This is a genomic window from Halorubrum sp. B53 (genome assembly GCF_059752395.1).
Genome location: NZ_MWTH01000015.1, coordinates 470,667 through 487,224, shown reverse-complemented (window position 1 = coordinate 487,224; position 16,558 = coordinate 470,667). Strand labels below are relative to the sequence as shown.

15 protein-coding genes are annotated in these 16,558 nt (G+C 71.0%); 5 read left to right on the top strand and 10 right to left on the bottom strand.

Annotation, left to right across the window (positions count from 1 at the left end; translation table 11 throughout):
• Positions 1 to 16: 16 nt before the first annotated feature.
• On the bottom strand, positions 17 to 1,819 hold the full coding sequence (gene arcS / locus B4V06_RS15040) for an archaeosine synthase subunit alpha (RefSeq protein WP_498170471.1): 1,803 nt from the start codon (positions 1,817 to 1,819) through the stop codon (positions 17 to 19).
• Positions 1,820 to 1,899: 80 nt separating this feature from the next.
• Between arcS and B4V06_RS15035 the strand changes: the two genes are divergently transcribed.
• Entirely contained in the window at positions 1,900 to 2,346 is a 447-nt protein-coding gene (locus B4V06_RS15035) for a pyridoxamine 5'-phosphate oxidase family protein (RefSeq protein ID WP_123112797.1), read from the top strand.
• Between the two features lie 367 nt (positions 2,347 to 2,713).
• On the top strand, positions 2,714 to 3,556 hold the full coding sequence (locus B4V06_RS15030) for a halocyanin domain-containing protein (protein ID WP_255212491.1): 843 nt from the start codon (positions 2,714 to 2,716) through the stop codon (positions 3,554 to 3,556).
• A 493-nt stretch (positions 3,557 to 4,049) separates the two neighbouring features.
• Here the strand turns inward: B4V06_RS15030 and tgtA are convergent, their stop codons facing one another.
• From tgtA to B4V06_RS14990, 8 genes are all read right to left on the bottom strand, one after another.
• Positions 4,050 to 5,552 carry a tRNA guanosine(15) transglycosylase TgtA gene (gene tgtA, locus B4V06_RS15025; RefSeq protein ID WP_498170469.1) on the bottom strand — a complete coding sequence of 501 codons (1,503 nt, stop codon included), beginning with the start codon at positions 5,550 to 5,552 and terminating at the stop codon, positions 4,050 to 4,052.
• Positions 5,553 to 5,635: 83 nt separating this feature from the next.
• A complete protein-coding gene (locus tag B4V06_RS15020; protein WP_498170466.1) occupies positions 5,636 to 6,412 on the bottom strand; it encodes a Nif3-like dinuclear metal center hexameric protein in 777 nt (258 codons plus the stop codon).
• A 44-nt stretch (positions 6,413 to 6,456) separates the two neighbouring features.
• Positions 6,457 to 7,797, bottom strand: a complete 1,341-nt coding sequence (hemA, locus tag B4V06_RS15015) for a glutamyl-tRNA reductase (protein ID WP_123112794.1) — start codon at positions 7,795 to 7,797, stop codon at positions 6,457 to 6,459.
• Entirely contained in the window at positions 7,794 to 8,489 is a 696-nt protein-coding gene (locus tag B4V06_RS15010; RefSeq protein WP_498170464.1) for a precorrin-2 dehydrogenase/sirohydrochlorin ferrochelatase family protein, read from the bottom strand. The genes hemA and B4V06_RS15010 overlap by 4 nt, the downstream gene beginning before the upstream one ends.
• A gap of 31 nt (positions 8,490 to 8,520) precedes the next feature.
• Entirely contained in the window at positions 8,521 to 9,606 is a 1,086-nt protein-coding gene (ahbB, locus tag B4V06_RS15005; protein ID WP_498170463.1) for a siroheme decarboxylase subunit beta, read from the bottom strand.
• A gap of 66 nt (positions 9,607 to 9,672) precedes the next feature.
• Complete coding sequence (locus B4V06_RS15000; protein ID WP_123112791.1) at positions 9,673 to 10,140, bottom strand: DUF7112 family protein; 468 nt, start codon at positions 10,138 to 10,140, stop codon at positions 9,673 to 9,675.
• A 13-nt stretch (positions 10,141 to 10,153) separates the two neighbouring features.
• A complete protein-coding gene (locus tag B4V06_RS14995; RefSeq protein WP_123112790.1) occupies positions 10,154 to 10,555 on the bottom strand; it encodes a 30S ribosomal protein S6e in 402 nt (133 codons plus the stop codon).
• Between the two features lie 117 nt (positions 10,556 to 10,672).
• Positions 10,673 to 11,398 (bottom strand): lipoate--protein ligase family protein, encoded by a 726-nt coding sequence (locus tag B4V06_RS14990; protein WP_498170461.1) that lies wholly within the window; start codon positions 11,396 to 11,398, stop codon positions 10,673 to 10,675.
• A 160-nt stretch (positions 11,399 to 11,558) separates the two neighbouring features.
• Here B4V06_RS14990 and B4V06_RS14985 point away from each other — a divergent pair, with 160 nt between their 5' ends.
• The 3 genes from B4V06_RS14985 (at position 11,559) to B4V06_RS14975 (ending at position 14,955) form a co-directional block, all read left to right on the top strand.
• A complete protein-coding gene (locus tag B4V06_RS14985; protein ID WP_498170459.1) occupies positions 11,559 to 13,238 on the top strand; it encodes a sensor histidine kinase in 1,680 nt (559 codons plus the stop codon).
• 99 nt (positions 13,239 to 13,337) lie between these two features.
• On the top strand, positions 13,338 to 14,240 hold the full coding sequence (locus B4V06_RS14980; protein ID WP_498170457.1) for a DUF8155 domain-containing protein: 903 nt from the start codon (positions 13,338 to 13,340) through the stop codon (positions 14,238 to 14,240).
• A gap of 253 nt (positions 14,241 to 14,493) precedes the next feature.
• Entirely contained in the window at positions 14,494 to 14,955 is a 462-nt protein-coding gene (locus B4V06_RS14975; RefSeq protein WP_498170456.1) for a PaaI family thioesterase, read from the top strand.
• On the opposite strand, the gene B4V06_RS14970 is transcribed toward B4V06_RS14975, so the two are convergent.
• Positions 14,925 to 16,558, bottom strand: a 1,634-nt coding sequence (locus B4V06_RS14970; RefSeq protein WP_498170454.1) for a molybdopterin biosynthesis protein, incomplete at its 5' end; no start/stop codon positions are given. The genes B4V06_RS14975 and B4V06_RS14970 overlap by 31 nt on opposite strands.

The following is a 16,558-nucleotide window of genomic DNA, read 5'->3' as shown; positions in this document are numbered from 1 at the left end:
CCCGCGACCCGCGGGGTCACTTCTCGTCCACGTGCCGGACCTCGCTGGCGACGCCGCGCGTCGAGTCGACCATCTCCGGCCCGGACATCTCGGCGCGGCCGACCGCGAACGCCTTCGGCCCCTCGATGACGACCTCGTCGCCGACGCGGATGTCGTCGTCCGCGTCGACGACGCCGGGCGCCAAGACGGAGCCGTGCGGGACGAACGGGTCGATCCGGACCCGTTTCGTGGGGGCGTCGCTCTCGACCCAGCGGCGCGCGCCGGCGAGGGTGAACGAGAGGGTGCCGTACTGGGGGACCATCGTCGCGAGCTGCTCGCCCGGCTCGCCCTCGCGGCCGGCGTCGGGGTCGTCGCCCCACACCTGCAGCTTGGGGTACCGTCCGGTGGTTCGGATGTCCGCCTCGCCCGGCCCGCCGAACAGGTCGTCGCCCGCGCCGTCGCCGAGGAGGTAGTCGGCGATCGCCCGGACCGTGTTGTGCTCGCGCTCGCGCTTGCTGTAGGCGGGCTCGCCCTGCAGGGTCGCGTTCAGCTCCCCGAGCGACTCGTCGCTCGTCGGGTGGCCGACGCACGTGTACTCGAACGGGACGTCGACCGCGGGGTCGCTCGCGACGCGCTCGCAGATCTCGCGGTAGCCGTGGTCGGGGACGTGCGCGATCACCCGCGAGTAGTCGTTCCGCGTCAGATACCGCCGGAGCACCTCGGCGACGAAGCCGATCTCGTCTTCGCTCCAGTCGCCAGTGACGACCGCGTCGTAGTGCTGGGCGGGGTACGTCGTCTCCAGTTCCTGAGGCACCACGCCGATCGGCGAGGTCATCGAGACGGTGTGGCCGCGCCACTGGATCGCGTCGTGGAACTGCCCGTGGCTCTGGGAGTCGCTGTACGGCTTCGTCGCCGAGCAGGGGACCAACACGAGCGGCTGATCCGTGAACCGGTTCCGGTACCGGCTCGTCACCCGGTCGGCGAACCGCCGGATCTCGACGCGGTCCAGCGTCTCCGCGGTCGCCGCGGTCACCTCGGCGTCGCGCATCAGCGGCGTGCGCTCCTCGACGTACCCCCACTGGTCGTCGAACTCGCGGAACGCGGCCGTGAGCCACTGCTCGTGGCGGGTCTGCCCTTCGATGTAGTCGCGCAGGCGACCCGCGCGGATCCGCTCGCGCACGCGGCGGAGCTCCGCGCGGAGCGCGTTCACGTTGTGCTCGGCGCAGTCGGCGCGGGTGAACTCCTCGCGGGGTCCCGCGCAGGCGGGACAGGCGCACGGCAGCTCGTCGAGGTCCTCGAGGAAGTGCTCGGCGTCGGCCGTGAGGTATCGCCCCTGCGTCCCCTTCGCCCGGGCGAGCGTCGCGTCCACGAGGTCGACGCCGGCGTACGCGAGGACGGCGACGTTCAGCGGCGTGGCGACGCCCGAAAGCATAAGGGCGGTGTCGGCCGGCAGCGCCGCCTTCGCGGCGACGATCGCGTCGCGGAACGCCTCGCCGTGGCCGACGAACCCGGACGCGTCCGAGAGCAGGTACGCGTCGGCGCCGACGTCGCGGGCGCTCTCGCTGTCGACGACGGCGGCAGAGGGGTAGTCGACATCCGGGTGGTCGACCGCGAACGACTCGCGGACCTCCTCGCGGGTCCCCGCGGGGAACGAGCGGTGCGGCAGGACCGTGAGCGCGTCGTCGCCGCCGTCCGGGACCTCGCGCTCGCCGGCCCAGAGGCTGCCGGCGTCCGCTAAGAAGGGGTCCGCGAGCGCCGGCGTCGTCACCGGCTCGGCGAGCCGTAGCTCCCCGAGTCGGGCGGCGCCGTCGCGCTCGTGGACCTCGAAGTGGTCGGTCATACTCCCCCTCGCGCGGGGACGGTCAATTCTCTTGTGTTCCGCGCCGCAACCGTTAGGCACGACCCGTCCGAAGGGATCGCATGGAGCCCTCCGGCCCGTGGGACCGCGACCGCGTCGACGAGTTCCTGACCGACGCCCGCGTCCCGGTGCGCCTCGGCTGTCGCACGCCCGCGGACGACCCGTGGATCGTCTCGCTGTGGTTCTCGTGGGACGGCGCCGTCCACTGCGCGACGAGCGCCGACGCAGACGTCGTCTCGTTTCTCACGCACGACGACCACGTCTCCTTCGAGGTGTCGACGAACGATCCCCCGTATAAAGGCGTCAGGGGCCGCGGCCGCGCGACGGTGTCGCCGGACGCGGAGAAGGAGCTGCTGCGCGCCCTGCTGGAGCGGTATCTGGATGGCGTCGACAACCCGACCGGGGACCGGCTCCTCCGGCCGGAGCGCGAGGAGGTGCGGATCCGGATCGAGCCGGAGCGACTCCACACGTGGGACTACTCGAAGCGGATGGGGTCGGGAGAGGAGTAGCGTCGCGCGGCTGTTTCAGCTCCGGTCGCTGTTGAACTTCTCAGAACGCGACGGGAAGTGGCACTGAATACAGAGGATGTAGTTAGGTACGGCGACTGCGTTATGTTCTCTCTGAATCCAGAATCAACCGAGAGGTCGTGCTGCAAATGGAAGACGGCTCTTCTACCGTGGGCGAAGAATACCTTCAGGAGCGAAGATAGTGAGACCGAGTAGACCACCCAACAAGAGAATCGCGGTGACACGCGCTCCGTCTGTACCTGTTGATACTCCGTCTGAGGTGACTCAGCGAGTTCAGACAGACCAGTTCTAAGTAACTGGGAACTGGCATTAATACTGTATATATTCACAGGCCAACGACCACGCGCAGATGCCCTCCAATAATCGCCGTACGTTCATAGGCGCAAGTGTAGCTGCTGGATTCGGGTCGCTGGCCGGGTTCAATCGACTCCAAGCACACGACAGTTCGACTCCTGCAGCGGACGAAAGCGACGGTGAATCCTCTCTGGACACATGGCTCGCAGCCGCGAATGATCCACAGACGAAACAGGTCCTCGACCTCCGGTATGATGATCCACCGACGGTGTATCTCGGTGTGTCGAATACGAAATCGTTCTCTCCGCCCGCGATCAAGGTTGCCCCGGACACAACTGTCACCTGGGAGTGGGTCGGAGAGAGTGCGGAGTACAACGTAGTCGCTACCGACGGGACGTTCGACAGCGGTCAGGCGGTTGCGAGGATCGGAGAGACATTCGAGTACACGTTCGACGCAGAAGGGACGCACAGATACGTCAGCGAGCCGCATGCCGACGCGGGCATGAAGGGTGTCGTCGTGGTCGATACGGCCCCGTCGAGCGGGTACCCAACTGTAGATAAGTGGCTCGCCGGAACGAACGAGTACGACGGAACTATCACAGACCAAACGTCCACCAGTCTCGTTGAAATTACCACCGGGGCGAACGGCAACGGTGGCCCATTCGCGTTCGATCCACACGCAGTGAAGGTATCACCCGGAACGACGGTCCGATGGTCGTGGACCGGGACGGGCGGCGCACACAACATCGTCTTCGAGGACACCGATCTCGGTGGTGAAACTCTCCACACCGAGTCCGGCGTCCACTTCGAAGAAACGTTCTCCGAGACGGGCGTCTTCAGGTACTCTTGTCGACCCCACCGCGATATTGGACACCGCGGTGCCATCGTTGTTGAGTGATTTCAGGCTCATTTGTTCTTGATTTTGCGTTGAAACCCTGTTCTTTAGACGCAAGACTGGTTAAAACGGCGGAAAGCCTGAGACCACGTATTGATCATCGAGGGTCAGATGTCGGTGGGGGGTTCCGGCACCGCTGGAATGGTAGTTCATCTGCCCCAACATCGTCGCTCCCTCCATCACCGAACTACTATCGGTTCTCGTATTTTGGTTTGGTCTCTGTGTCCTCTTTCTCGCAGCGATTACCAACGCAAAAGTGGGTACAATACAACGATGGGCATAGTCGGACGACTGATTGGTACTCTGATCGCGGCCGGAGCACTGCTAATCGCATTTGTGAGGGTAGCCTTGGAGCCGGGACGTAGCAGTTACGTGTGGTCCCTGTACTGAGAGATCACTCCCTTCCGCAGATCGGCCCGGTTCGTCCCACATTCGCGCTCTGTAATCAGCACGACCGCTGAAAGCTGGCTCTGCTTGAGGGATTCAACGACCCCCGTTACCCGGATCGCCCGAGCGTCCGCAGGTCCTCCGTCTCGACGCGGTCGGGAACGGCGTCGAGCGCCGCCTCGGGCCAGCCGTCGTGGCCGAGCGTGATCTCGGTCTCGGGGTTCGCCGACGCGAGCGCGGCGACGCCCTCGGCCGCGGTGACCCGCGCCGCGTCGTCGAGCCGCTCCGGGACCTCCGCGGTGAGCGGGTACGTCTCCGAGAGCGCCCGCGGGAAGGGGCCGAACGGCGGTTTCACGCGCCACACCGCGTCGTAGTCGTGCGTCGACGGCGCGTTCGACTCCGTGAGCAGCAAGCGGCCCGGCGCCTCCAACCGGGCGAGCCGATCGCGGTGCCGGCGGACCTCCGGGCGCCGGGCCGACTCGTGGGAGGTGTAGAAGAAGGCGTCCTTCGAGACGGGATCGGTGCGCTCCAGCTCGTCGGCGTGGTCGAGCAGCGCCCGGTAGCCGTCGAGCATCGCGGGGTGACCGCGGGCGCGCCGGTCGACCAGTTCGAGGAGGTTCCCCGACCGGATCGCGGCCTTCACGCGCCGGAGCTCCTCGAAGGTGACGTGGAGGTTGTGTTCGGCCAGCAGCCGCTCAGGGGACGCGTCGGCGTCGGGGTCCTCCTCGAGCCCGCGGAGCTCCGCCGGCGTGTGCTCGGCGCAGACCGGACACGAGCAGGGGAAGTACTCCATCTCCTCGAGGTGTTCGGTGCCCGAGACGGTCAGGTAGCGCCCATCGCGCGCCATCAGCGCGTAGGCGGCCGAGTCGAACAGGTCGCAGCCCGCGGCGACCGCCAGCGCGAGCATCATCGGGTGGCCCGCGCCGAACAAGTGGACGGGCGCGTCCGGGTCGAGCCCGCGCTTCGCGGCCCGCACCGCCTCGACGACCTCGGCGTAGCGGTAGGAGTTGAGCAGCGGCACCATCGCGCCGACCGGGAACACGTCGAGGTCCGTGGCCGTCGCGTGTCGCCCGGCTTCCTCGCGGAGGTCCGGGAACGTCGATCCCTGTACGGGGGCGTTGACGAGCATTTCGCCGGTCTCCGCGGCCGCCGCGTCGGCGAGGGCGCGCTCCGTGGTTTCCAACTCCCGCTCGGCGCGCTCGCGGTCGACGTCCGGCGGCGTCGGGACGTCGACCGGGGTCGCCACGTCGCTCCCGATACGCCGCTGGAACTCGATGATCTCCTCGGTGGTCACGTCGATGTCGCCGTACTCGGCGAGCTGGAAGGAGCCGGAGTCGGTCATGATCGCGCCGTCGAACCCGAGGAAGTCGTGGAGCCCCTCCTCAAGCACCCGATCCCGGATCCGGTCCGTGCTCCGGATGATGTAGGAGTTGGTGATCAGCATCTCCGCGCCGAACTCCTCGCGGAGCCGCGACGGCTCGACCGTGAGCACGTTGGGGTTGACGACCGGCAGCAGCGCCGGCGTCTCGACCGTGACGCCGGCGCGGGGGACCTCCAGCCGGCCGATCCGCCCGGCCGCGTCGTGGTCCCGGATCTCGAAGTGATCGCGCATACCCGGAGTGGACGGACGCGGGCGGTAAGGGTTGCGTTCGGGGGCGACGGGCCGGGGACCCTCGCGGAGTCCGATCGATCCCCTCAGAGCCCAGTCGGGTGGCTCACGTACTCCGTCTCCAGTCCCCACTCCGCCGACAGCGACTCGAGTGACCGCACCCCGAACGTCTCGGTCGCGTAGTGCCCCCCGAGGAACACCGTGATCCCGGCCTCCCGCGCGTCGTGGTAGACCTGCTGCTTCCCCTCGCCCGTGATCAGCGCGTCGGCGCCGGTCGCCGCGGCCTCGTCGAGCCAGTCGACGCCGGAGCCCGTGACGACCGCGACGCGCTCGATCTCGTCGGGCCCGAAGTCGATCACGCGCGTCGGCGACTCCTCGCCGTCGGGCTGCCCCTCGAACCCGTCGAGCGTCTCCCGGAGCGACGCGGCCGGGAGCGGCTCCGGCAGCTCCCCCGCCGTCCCGATCGTGACCGGGCCGATCTCGCCGAACGGCTCGCGGTCTTCGAGGCCGATCGCCTCCGCGACGCCGGCCGCGTTGCCGAGGTCGGCGTTGCCGTCCAGCGGGAGGTGCGAGACGTACAGCGCGATGTCGCGCTCGATCAGCGCCTCGACCCGGTCGTACGTCCGCCCGGTGACGCGGTCGAAGCCCCCCCACGAGATCCCGTGGTGGACGACGAGGACGTCGGCGTCCGCGTCGGCCGCGGCCTCGATCGTCGCCTCGGCGGCGTCGACCGCGACGGCGACGCGCTCGACTTCGGCGTCCTCCGGTCCGACCTGTAGCCCGTTCGCGCTGGCGTCGACGTCGGCGTACGCCGCCGTGTCGAGTTCGTCGTCGAGCCGTTCCGCGTACTCGGAGAGTCGCATGCTCACCGGTACGCCCGGGGGAAAATAAAGGACGGCGACCGCGGTCAGTCGTCCAGCTCCTCGGCGACCGACTCCGGCGGGCCGTCGATCTCGGGGCCGCTCCCCTCGCTCGCCGACTCTCCGCCCGGGACCTCCGGCGGCGCGTCGAACTCGGGGTCGAACAGCTGGAGCGCGGTCCGGATCGTCTCCCAGTCGTCCTCGCCGGCGGCGTCGCGCAGCGAGCTGGTGGGGGCCGCGAGCAGCTGTCCGACCAAGGCGTCGGCCATATCCTCGACGGTCTCGCGCTGCTCCTCGGTCAGCCCGCCCTGCGCCTCCAGCTTCGAGAGCGCGCGGTCGACCTCGCGGGCCTTCACGCGGTCGGCGCCCGCGTACATCGCGGAGATGGCGTCGTCCGCGCGCTTGCGCTTGTACGCCTGCAGGATGCGGTCGAGCTCCTCGTCGATGATCGCCTCGACGTCGCGCGCCTCCGCCTCGCGGCTCTCGCGGGTCCGCCGCGTCACGTCTTCCAGCGCGTCGATGTCGTACAGCGTCAACCCGTCGCGGTCGGCAACCGTCGGGTCGACGTCCCGCGGCTGCGCGATGTCGATGCAGACGAGCCGTCCCGCGTCCGCGACGTGTCCCGGCTCGATCACCGGCTCCGGGCTTCCGGTCGCCGAGATAACGAGGTCGGCGTCGGGGACGACCGCCGGCAGGTCGGCGAGCGAGACGGCCTCCGCGGGCGTGTCAACCTCGCCGGCGACGAACTCCGCGTTCGGCACCGTCCGGTTGGCGACGACGATATCGGAGACGGCGGTGTCGTCGAGCGTCCGCGCCGCGAGCGTTCCCATCTCGCCGGCGCCGACCACGACCGCCGACCCGTCGGTGAGGTCGATCTCGGTCGCGGCCAGCCGGACCGCGGCCGAGCCGAGGGAGACGACCCCCTCGTTGATCGAGGTCTCGTTGCGTGCGCGCTCGCCGACGTGCAGCGCCTTCGTCACCGCGTCCTTCAGGACGGGGCCGATGCCGCCCGCGGACTTCGACTCCTCGTACGCCTCCCGCAGCTGGCCGCTGATCTGGTCCTCGCCGAGCACGAGCGACTCCAGCCCGGCGGCGACGCGCATCAGGTGTTCCAAGCTCTCCTCGTGGTCGAGTCGGCGGACCGCGCCGCCGCGGATGTCGGGGGCGAACGACGCCAGCGCGTCGGCCCCGTCGACGGTCCGGTCGGTGACGACGAACGCCTCCGAGCGGTTGCACGTCTGGAGGGCGAACGCCTCCTCGACGCCGTCGCGCGCGAGCAGGTCCGAGACGGTCGCGCGGACGCCGTCGCCGCCGGCCGACTCGATCTCGTCGACCGTCGCGCGGGCGTGAGCGACGCTCACACCGGCGATGGCTCCCGTCTCCTTCATCTGTTGAGTTCCTCCTCGATCACGGAATACGCCTCTTTCCGACCGTTGGATCTCCCCTTTTGTAAACCCTTCCAAACCCCCTCGGATCGCACGACACGACGGATTGCCTCCCGACGCGCCTCGGGGTCGACCCCCCGATCTCTGAGCTCCGCGCGGAGCTCGCCGGAGAGCTCCGCCATCGCCCCCGCACCGTCGATCTCGGCCTCGACGCGCTCGCGGAGCGCCTTCGCGAGCGCCGGGCTCGCGCCCCCGGTCGAGAGGGCGACCGTGACCGGCTCGTCCTCGACGGTCGCCGGAACGACCACGCTCCGTACGTCGCGCGACCCCGACCGGTCCGCGGTCGACACGTCCGTCCGATTGACGAGCGGGTCGGCCTCAAGCGCGGCGGCTTCGGCCGCGGCGTTGACGGCGGCGTCGTCGGTGGCGGCGACCACGAGGGCCGGTCCGAGGCGATCGATCCAGTCTCCGACCGCGTCGGGGTCCGGGGCGGCGCGGACCAGCTCAACGGTCGGGCCCTCCGCCCCGCTCCGGTCGCCCTCCCCCGCGAGGTCGACGAGCCGGTCGTCGAACGCCGGGCTCACGACGACGACGCGGGCCTCGGCGGCGAACCGCGACGCCTTCCGCGCGCCCACGGCCCCGCCGCCGAACACGAGCACCGTCTCCCCGGCGAAGTCGTGGTAGAGCGGGATCACGTCGGGCACCTCCGGACCGCAGCGAAACGGCTCACGCCGTGTTGCTGTCGGCGCGGTCGGCGATCCGGATCCCCGTCTTCTTCAGGATCCGCGTGGAGAACAGCGTGTCCCAGTCGTCGGCGCCGACGTCCCAGTGCTCGTCCATCAACTCTTTCACCTCCGCGATTCGCCGCTCGCTCTCGGCCTCCGTCCGACCGTGGGTCATCGCGAAGAAGTTGTACTGCCAGACGCCCGCGTGGCGTGGGCGTTCGTAGCAGTGCGTGACGAAATCGAGCGAGGCGACGGCGGGCCCGACCTCGTCGAGGGCGTCCTCGGGCACGTCCCAGACGGTCATCCCGTTCTCCGTGTAGCCGAGCGCGTAGTGGTTCGGGATCACGCCGACGCGGCGCACCTTCCCCTCCGCCTCGAACCGCTTGATCGTCTCGATCACCCACCCGACGTCTGCGTCGAGCGCGGCCGCCACGTCGGCGTACGGCGTCTCCGTGATCGGGAGCCCGCCCTGGATCTCGACGACGAGGTCGCGCTCGGCGGGCGTGAGCGTCCCCCGCTCGCTCGGCGTGACAGCCGGACCGAGATCGGACAGGTCGACGTCGCCGTCGGGAACCGGACCGTCGACGAGGAACTTCGCGCCGACGTGGAACTCCCGGAGCTTCGGCAGGTTGTACGTCTCTTGGCCCGTCGCCGTCTCGATCTCGGCGAGCACCTCCTCGACCCGGTCGCCCCCGTCCTTGTCGGGGTCTGGGTGGTCGGCGACGCTCACCACGAACCACATGTTGAGGTGCGGGTGCTCGCGCTCGTAGTTGTGCGCGACCGCGGTGAACTCGTTGACGGTCTCCGCGATCGCGTCGTAGCGGTCCTCGGGCGCGTGCATCGCGACCAGCGACGCCGCCCCGCCGATCTCCTCGGCGTTGACGAGCGCGCCGAACCGCGAGAGGATTCCCTCCTCGTCGAGCTCGCGGACCCGCTCGCACAGCTCGGCCCCGGTCACGTCGACGCCGTGCTCCCGCAGCGCCGCCGCGGCCGGCTCGAAGGGCCGCTCGGTCACCGGAAACCCGCCCTGGAAGGCGTTGATGATCCCGCGGTCGAGCGCCGTCAGATCCGCGTCGACCTCTCTCATGCCTCCCGATCGGGTCCGAGCGAGAATAAGCGATCCGACACCGACCCGACCGGTTCGGCGTCCGTCTCAGCCGTCGAGGTCGCGAGCGATGTCCGCGAGCGACGACGGCGGCCCGCGCGTCGCCTCGTACACGGTCCGCTCGCCCGGGACCCGGAGCCCGTACAGCTCCCCCGGCACGACGACGTCGAGGACGACGCTGTCGCCCGGCTCGCGGCCGTTCGCGTCGAGCCACGCGACCAAGCGGTTCTCCCCCTCGCCCGCCTCCCGCGCGAGCCGTCGGTTATCGAACGCGCCGCGGATCAGCCGTCCGGAGCTGTCGGCCGTCACCGGCGCGTGGTTCTCCTCCCGGTCGAACGCGACTCGGATCACGTCGCCGGCGCTCATCGACAGCGACTCGCAGGTCCCCGACTCGACGCGGCCGGCGAGCTCGTCGTCTTCGGGGATACGCACGCAGGGGCGGCGAGTGCCGCCGCTCCGGGCGAGCGAGACGCGTATCGAGGCGACGCCCTCGTCGTCGGAGGGAACGCGGGGCATCGAAAAGGGGCGCTTACTCCTCGTCGGCGTCGTCGCCGTCGTCCTCGCCGAGCGCTGCGGCGACGTCGTCGCCCTCGACGACAGAGACGTTGATCTGCGCGACGTCGTCGTCGATCTCGCGGCCGCGGACGGTGATGCGCTTGCGCTCGCCCTCGCGGGACGGCTTGAAGCCCACGCCGCCCTCTAAGAGGAGCTCCTTCAGGCGGGTGCCCGAGACGTCCTCGCGCATCGGTCGACCGGTCTCGTCGGAGCCGCCGGTGATCTCGACCGTGTGCTCGGAGAGGCCGACGGCGTCACCGCCGATCTCGTCGCCGATCTCTCGACCGAGGAACCGGTTGGCGTCCTGTCCGTCGACCTCTCGCTGGAACGTCTCGCCGCTCTCGGGGTCGGCGATGACGACTTTGAATTCGGCCATGGGCGAACCGAGACCCCCGCGAATAAAAAGCACGTCGAAACCGCGATCGGGCCCGATCGGCCCGGGAACCCGATTCGGCGGAGAGATTCCGCGCCGGTCTCGACTCGACGGCCGCGCTCACCGCTCGGCGTCGATCCGCTCGACCCGCCGCGACCCGTCTCCCCACGGGCCGTCGACGAACGCGTCCTCCAGCGCCCGAACGACGCGTTCCGGGTCGTCGGGTCCGCCGGCGCCCGCGACGCTGCCGACCGTCTCCGGGTCGAACGACACGTCGAGCGCGTCGTAGACGGCGTCGCTGACGGCGGCGACCTCCCGCGCATCGCCCGGCGAGACGACGACGCAGCCGGCGACCAGCGCCGCGTCCGCGCGGACGCGCTGGGCGATTCCCGACACCTTCCCGCCGCCGGCGACGCGCACGGAGTGGTCGCCCGGGCAGAACGACGCCGCCGGCTCGCCGGCGACGACGTCGGCGCCGAGCCCCCGGAGCGTCTCGGTGACCGTCTCGACGGCGTGGTCGTACCGCTCCGCGATCGACCCGCGCGAGCCGCTCCCCGCCGCGTCGCCGCCCAGCGGGATCGCGTGCGCAAACGCGATCGTCTCCCCGGCGTACGCGACGGCTCGCCCGCCGACGTCGCGCTCGACCGGGCGGAACCCGCGGTTCGCGGCGACCCGCTCGGCCCGCTCGAAGCCGTCCTCGCGGGCGTCGCGGCGGCCGAACGCGACTTGTCGGGTCGGCGTCCACACGCGGAGTCCGGGGGTTCCGTCGCCCGCGACCGCGAGGAGCGCCGCCGTTCGCTCCCGGTCCGCGTCGGGGTCCGCGATCCCCCCTCTGAGTACGCGCATATCGGTATCACAGGCGGTGGCGGACAAGCCGGTTTCGGCCGCCGCCGGCACTCCGCTCGCGGGAGAACCCGGCGGCCGCGTCGTCGTCCGGTCGCCGACGGTCGCCGTCCCGGAGTATGACACAAACGTTTTGCCGGCCCTCTGATTGGGTCACGTATCGATGAGCGATCTCGGCGCGCTGCCGGTCCGAGCGTACCTCGCAGCTTGCCTGCTCGCCGGGGTCATCGGGCTGTGGCTCGGCGGGATCGCGTGGCGGGAGCGCGACCAGCCGGGCGGCACCGAGGTCGCGCTCTACCTGCTCTGCGGCGGCGGAATCTCGCTTTTGTACGCCGTCAGGGTCGCGAGCGCGAGCGAGCTGACCATGGTCGTCACGCTCAACCTTGCGACGCCGCTCGTCGCGGCAATTCCCGGACTCTGGACGGCGTTCACGCTCGCGTTCGCCGGCCACGATCAGTGGCGGACGGAGCACCGGATCGTCGCGCTAGCGACGCCCCCGTTCGCCTGGGTCCTGCTCGCGTGGTCGAGCGCCACCCACGGGCTCTCTCGGCGCTCGCTCACCCCGGTCGTCGAGGGGCCGTTCACGCTTCTCTCGTTCGATCTGGGCCTCGCTGACGTCGGGTTCGTCCTGTACGCCTACGCGCTCTGCCTCGTCGGCGTCCTCATCGTCGTCGACCTCTACCAACGGACCGGGAACCGGTACCGACTCCAGACGTTCGTGATCCTGCTCGGGACGCTGTTCCCGTTCCTCGGCGGGATCGCGACCGTCGTGGACCTCGGTAGCTACGCGAACCTCGCTTGGTTCCCGTCGGCGCTCGTCGTCCACGGCGTCTTCCTGTACGGGACTGTGTTCTGGCTCGGGACGCTCGACGCCGCGGTCGTCGCCCGCGACACCGCCGTCGAGGTGATGCAGGACCCGGTGATCGTGGCGGGGTCCGACGGCCGGATCCGCGATCTCAACCCCGCCGCCGAGGCGCTGCTCCCGCCGGACGCCGTCGGCTCGTCGCTCTCGGCGGTGTTCCCGCGGCTGGAGACTGGCGTGGAACACCCGATCACCATCGGCGGGCGACAGTTCGACATTCAGGAGGACCCGATAACGGACCCCCGCGGGACGGACCGCGGTCACGTGTTCCTCCTCCGCGACGTGACCGAGCGCGAACGGCGACAGTCGGAGCTAGAGCGCCGCGAGGCCGAACTCGAGCGACAGAACGAGCGCCTGGAGGACTTCGCCGGCGTCGTCTCCCACGACCTCCGGAACCCGCTCGCGGCGGCGACCGCGGCGGTCGAGCTCGCGCGTCACGACGGCGGCGAGAACGACGACGCGCTCGACCGGGCGGCGAACGCCCACGAGCGGATGGACGACCTCATCGAGGGGCTCCTCTCGCTGGCGACCGCGGGCCGCTCCGTCGACTCCGCGGACCGGGTGTCCCTCGAGGCGACGGTCCGGCGGGTCTGGTCGCGGCTCGAGTCGGCGGACGCGACGCTGTCGGTCGAGGGGCCGGACGCGACGGTGCTCGCCGACGGCGACCGGCTCGAACAGCTGCTCTCGAACCTGTTCCGCAACGCCATCGAACACGCGGGTGACGACGTCGCGGTGCGGGTCGAGATCGAACGCCGCCCGGACGGCGTCGCGCTCGCCGTCGCCGACGACGGTCCCGGGATCCCGCCGGACCAGCGATCGCAGGTGACCGAGCGCGGCGTCTCGCTCGGGGGCGGGACGGGGCTCGGGCTCGCGATCGTCGTCGACATCGCCGAGGCGCACGGGTGGGAGCTCTCCGTCGAGGAGTCCGAGTCGGGCGGCGCTCGCTTCGTGATCGGCGGGATCGAGCCTGCGGACGACTGAGGCGATGTCGGGAGGCGGGTGCGACGCCCCGACGCCGTCCCGCGCCGATCGCCTCCGCCGACGGCCACTTGTGGATCGAGCCCCGCCCTGCGAACGACGATGTCCGTCACCCTGCCGCCGGACTCGCTCGACGGCTACCGACGGTTCTCGCGGTTCAACTCGCCGTACCCCGCTCACGACGACGGCCGCGCCGTCGACCTGTACCCCGAGGCCGGGCAGGGGATATCACCCGTCTCGGGAGTCGTCCGCGAGACCCGGACCGTCGGCTGTCCGGACCGGCCGTACGCCGCGAGCGAGGACCACCTGATCGTCGTCGACCTCGACGACGAGTGGTGTCGACGAGCCGGCGCCGAGCCCGGGACGGTCGCCCGGATCCTCCACGTGATCCCCGAAGTGTCGCCCGGCGACCGCGTCGCCGTCGGCGACGACCTCGGACCGACGACGCGCTCCGGGTTCTTCGGGCAGTGGGTCGACGACCACGTCCACCTCGGGTTCCGGGCGCCAGACGCGAGCGCGCTCAGGGCGAGCGGGTCGCTCCCGGTCGCCGTCGACGTCGCCGTCGAGCCGGTCCCGTGGGACGGGTGCGGAACCGTGATCGAACGCGGCCCGACCCACGTGCTCCTCGACGCGCCGACGCACCCCGACCCGGGCGGGACGTTCGCCGCGCTCGCGAGCGACGAGGGGGTCCCGCTCGACGGCGGGCTGGCCCACTACGCCGGTGGGGGCGTCTTCGGCGGCGACTCCGCCGGCCGTCTCGACGAGCGAACGACGGCGACGCTGTTCGGCACTCGCGTCGGCGCCGCGGACGGCCGGGGGCTCGCGTGGGATCCGGTCGACGTGCTCGCGAACGGCGAGCGAGTCGTGGGGCTGTCGCTGTTCGCGGCGCGGGACGCGGGGTACGGCGCGAAGGTCGTCTGCCCGGACCGCGAGTTCGAGATCGGCGAGGCGGTGTCGCTCGGCGTGGTCCCGAGCGACGACCCGATCCGGCTCGGCGCGGGGTGAGGATATTCGCCGCGCTACTGAGAACAGGTGGCGAACAGCCGGCGCGGGCGCTCTCCGCGGCGGTACGCCGGACTCCCGTCTCGGCCGCCGCGGGCGAGGCGTCAGGTCACGGGGCGGCTGGCTCGGTATCGCTGATAAGCGGCCGGACTGGTCGCGGTACAGCCGGACTCCGGCCCGCCGTCGGCGCCGCCAACCTCGCGTCGGTTGTTTCCCGTTTCAGGGGCTACAAGCGGGACCCTCGTGTGGGAGTGGTATGAACCGGACAGACGTCGCGGATTTGGACTCGCTCTCCGCGGAGGCCGTCGCGCTCGTCGAGCGTCGGATCGAGGAGGAGCACGGCTACCTCTCGTGGCTGAACACGTCGGTCGACGTCGTCGAGCGCGGGCGGGTCGTCCTCTCTATCCCCTTCGACGACAAGCTGACGAACAGCGACGGCGGCACTATCCACGGCGGCGTGGCGGCGACCCTGATCGACACCGCCGGCGGGATCGTCCAGCGGACCGCCTTCGAGGACCCGCTTTCCGGGGAGGTCGCGACGGTGAACCTCAACGCGAGCTACCTCCGCCCGGCGACCGGGGACCTCACCGCCGAGGCGACGATCGTCAGGTCCGGCGGCTCGATCGGCGTCAGCGACATGACCGTCACCAGCGCGACCAACGGCGAGGCCGCCGAGGTCGTCGTCGGTCAGGGTTCGTTCCGGCTGTTCCGCGAGTAGCCCGCGAGCCCGTCGAGGAGGTCGGCGGGGTCGTCGAGCGCGCTCGCGAGCGCCGCCACCGCGTCGCGGTCGGCCCGCTCCGGCGCCGCGCGCACGACGACGGACTGCTCGCCCAGCGACACGAACTCGCAGTCGAGCCGCTCCGCCGTCTCGCGGAGGCCGAGCCCGACGTCGGCGTCGCCGGTGATCACCTTCCGCGCCGGGCTCTCGAACGCTCGCACGGTCAGCTCGTAGCCCGCGATCGCCTCCGTCAGCTCGCTCCGCGACGTCGACCGCTCGTCGGCGAGCCGATCGAGCGCGTCGTCGAGGCCCCGTCGGAGCCCGGAGTCGGTCGGACGGTTGACGAACCGCAGGTCGCGGTCCACGACCGCGCCGAGCCCCGTCACGTCGGCCGGGTTGCCGGCGGGAACGACGAGCCCCCACTCGCGGGTCCAGCCGCCCAGATCGACCGTCTCGACCTCTCGATCCGTCGGTCCCGCGACGACCGCCACGTCCGGGACGCCGTCGCGCAGCCGCCGGAGCCCCTCGCGGGACCCGACCGGCAGGTACCGCGGGCGCTCCAACCGGTCGAGCAGGCGGTTGAGCGCCGGGTCGTCCTCGCCGACGCCGAGCAGGGTCGGCGGACGCACGTCCGGCGAGAACAGCTGCACCGTGACGCGCTCGCCTCGATCGAGGTACTCCGTGTCCGGGTCGACGGCGACGACCCCGTCGGCCTCGACGAGGCTCGTCGTCGCCCCGGAGCCCTTGTCGACCGGGTAGACGAGCGGGCGGTCGTCGTCGTCCAGGTCGAGGAGTCCGACCGGCATCAGCCGCATGCGCCCCTCGCCGTAGCGCTCGCCGACGGCCATCCGACCCTCGACGGTCGCCGTCGCGGGCTCCGGTTGACCGGCCGCCTCGCGGATCGCGGGCGCGACGAACGTCCGGAAGATCGTGAGCGCCGACACGGGATAGCCGGGGAGCCCGACGTATGCCGACTCGCCGGTGCGCTCGCTCTCGAGGGCCGCGTCGCTCCCGCCGCGGTCGAGGCGCCCGACGAGCATCGGCTTGCCGGGCTTGACCGCGACGCCGTGGAGCAGCAGCTCGCCGCGCTCCTCGATCACGCGGTAGATGACGTCGACCGCGCTCGCCGAGGTCGACCCCGACGAGAGCACGAGGTCGCACTCGTCGGCCGCGCGCCGGAGCAGCCGCTCCATCTCCTCGTAGTCGTCGCCGGCGTGCGGGTAGAGGACCGGCTCGCCGCCCGCCTCCTCGACGCCGGCGGCGATGGTCGTCGAGTTCACGTCGTATATCTCCCCGCTCGAGGGGTCGAGGGCCTCACCCGGGCGCACCAGCTCGTCGCCGGTCGAGACGATCCCGACCCGCGGCTTCCCCTCGACCGGCACCTCGTCGACGCCGAGCGCGGAGAGCAGCCCGATCTCGCGGGGCGTCAACCGCGTCCCCGGACCGAGCGCGCGGGCGCCGGCCGCGATGTCCGCGCCGGCGCTCATCACGTGGTCGCCCGGCGCGACGGCGGTCCGGATCGCGATCCGGTCGGGCTCGTCTTCGTCTTCCTCCGCGTCGGGGTCGTCCCCCTCCGCGTCCAGCTCGTCCGTGCGCTCGACCA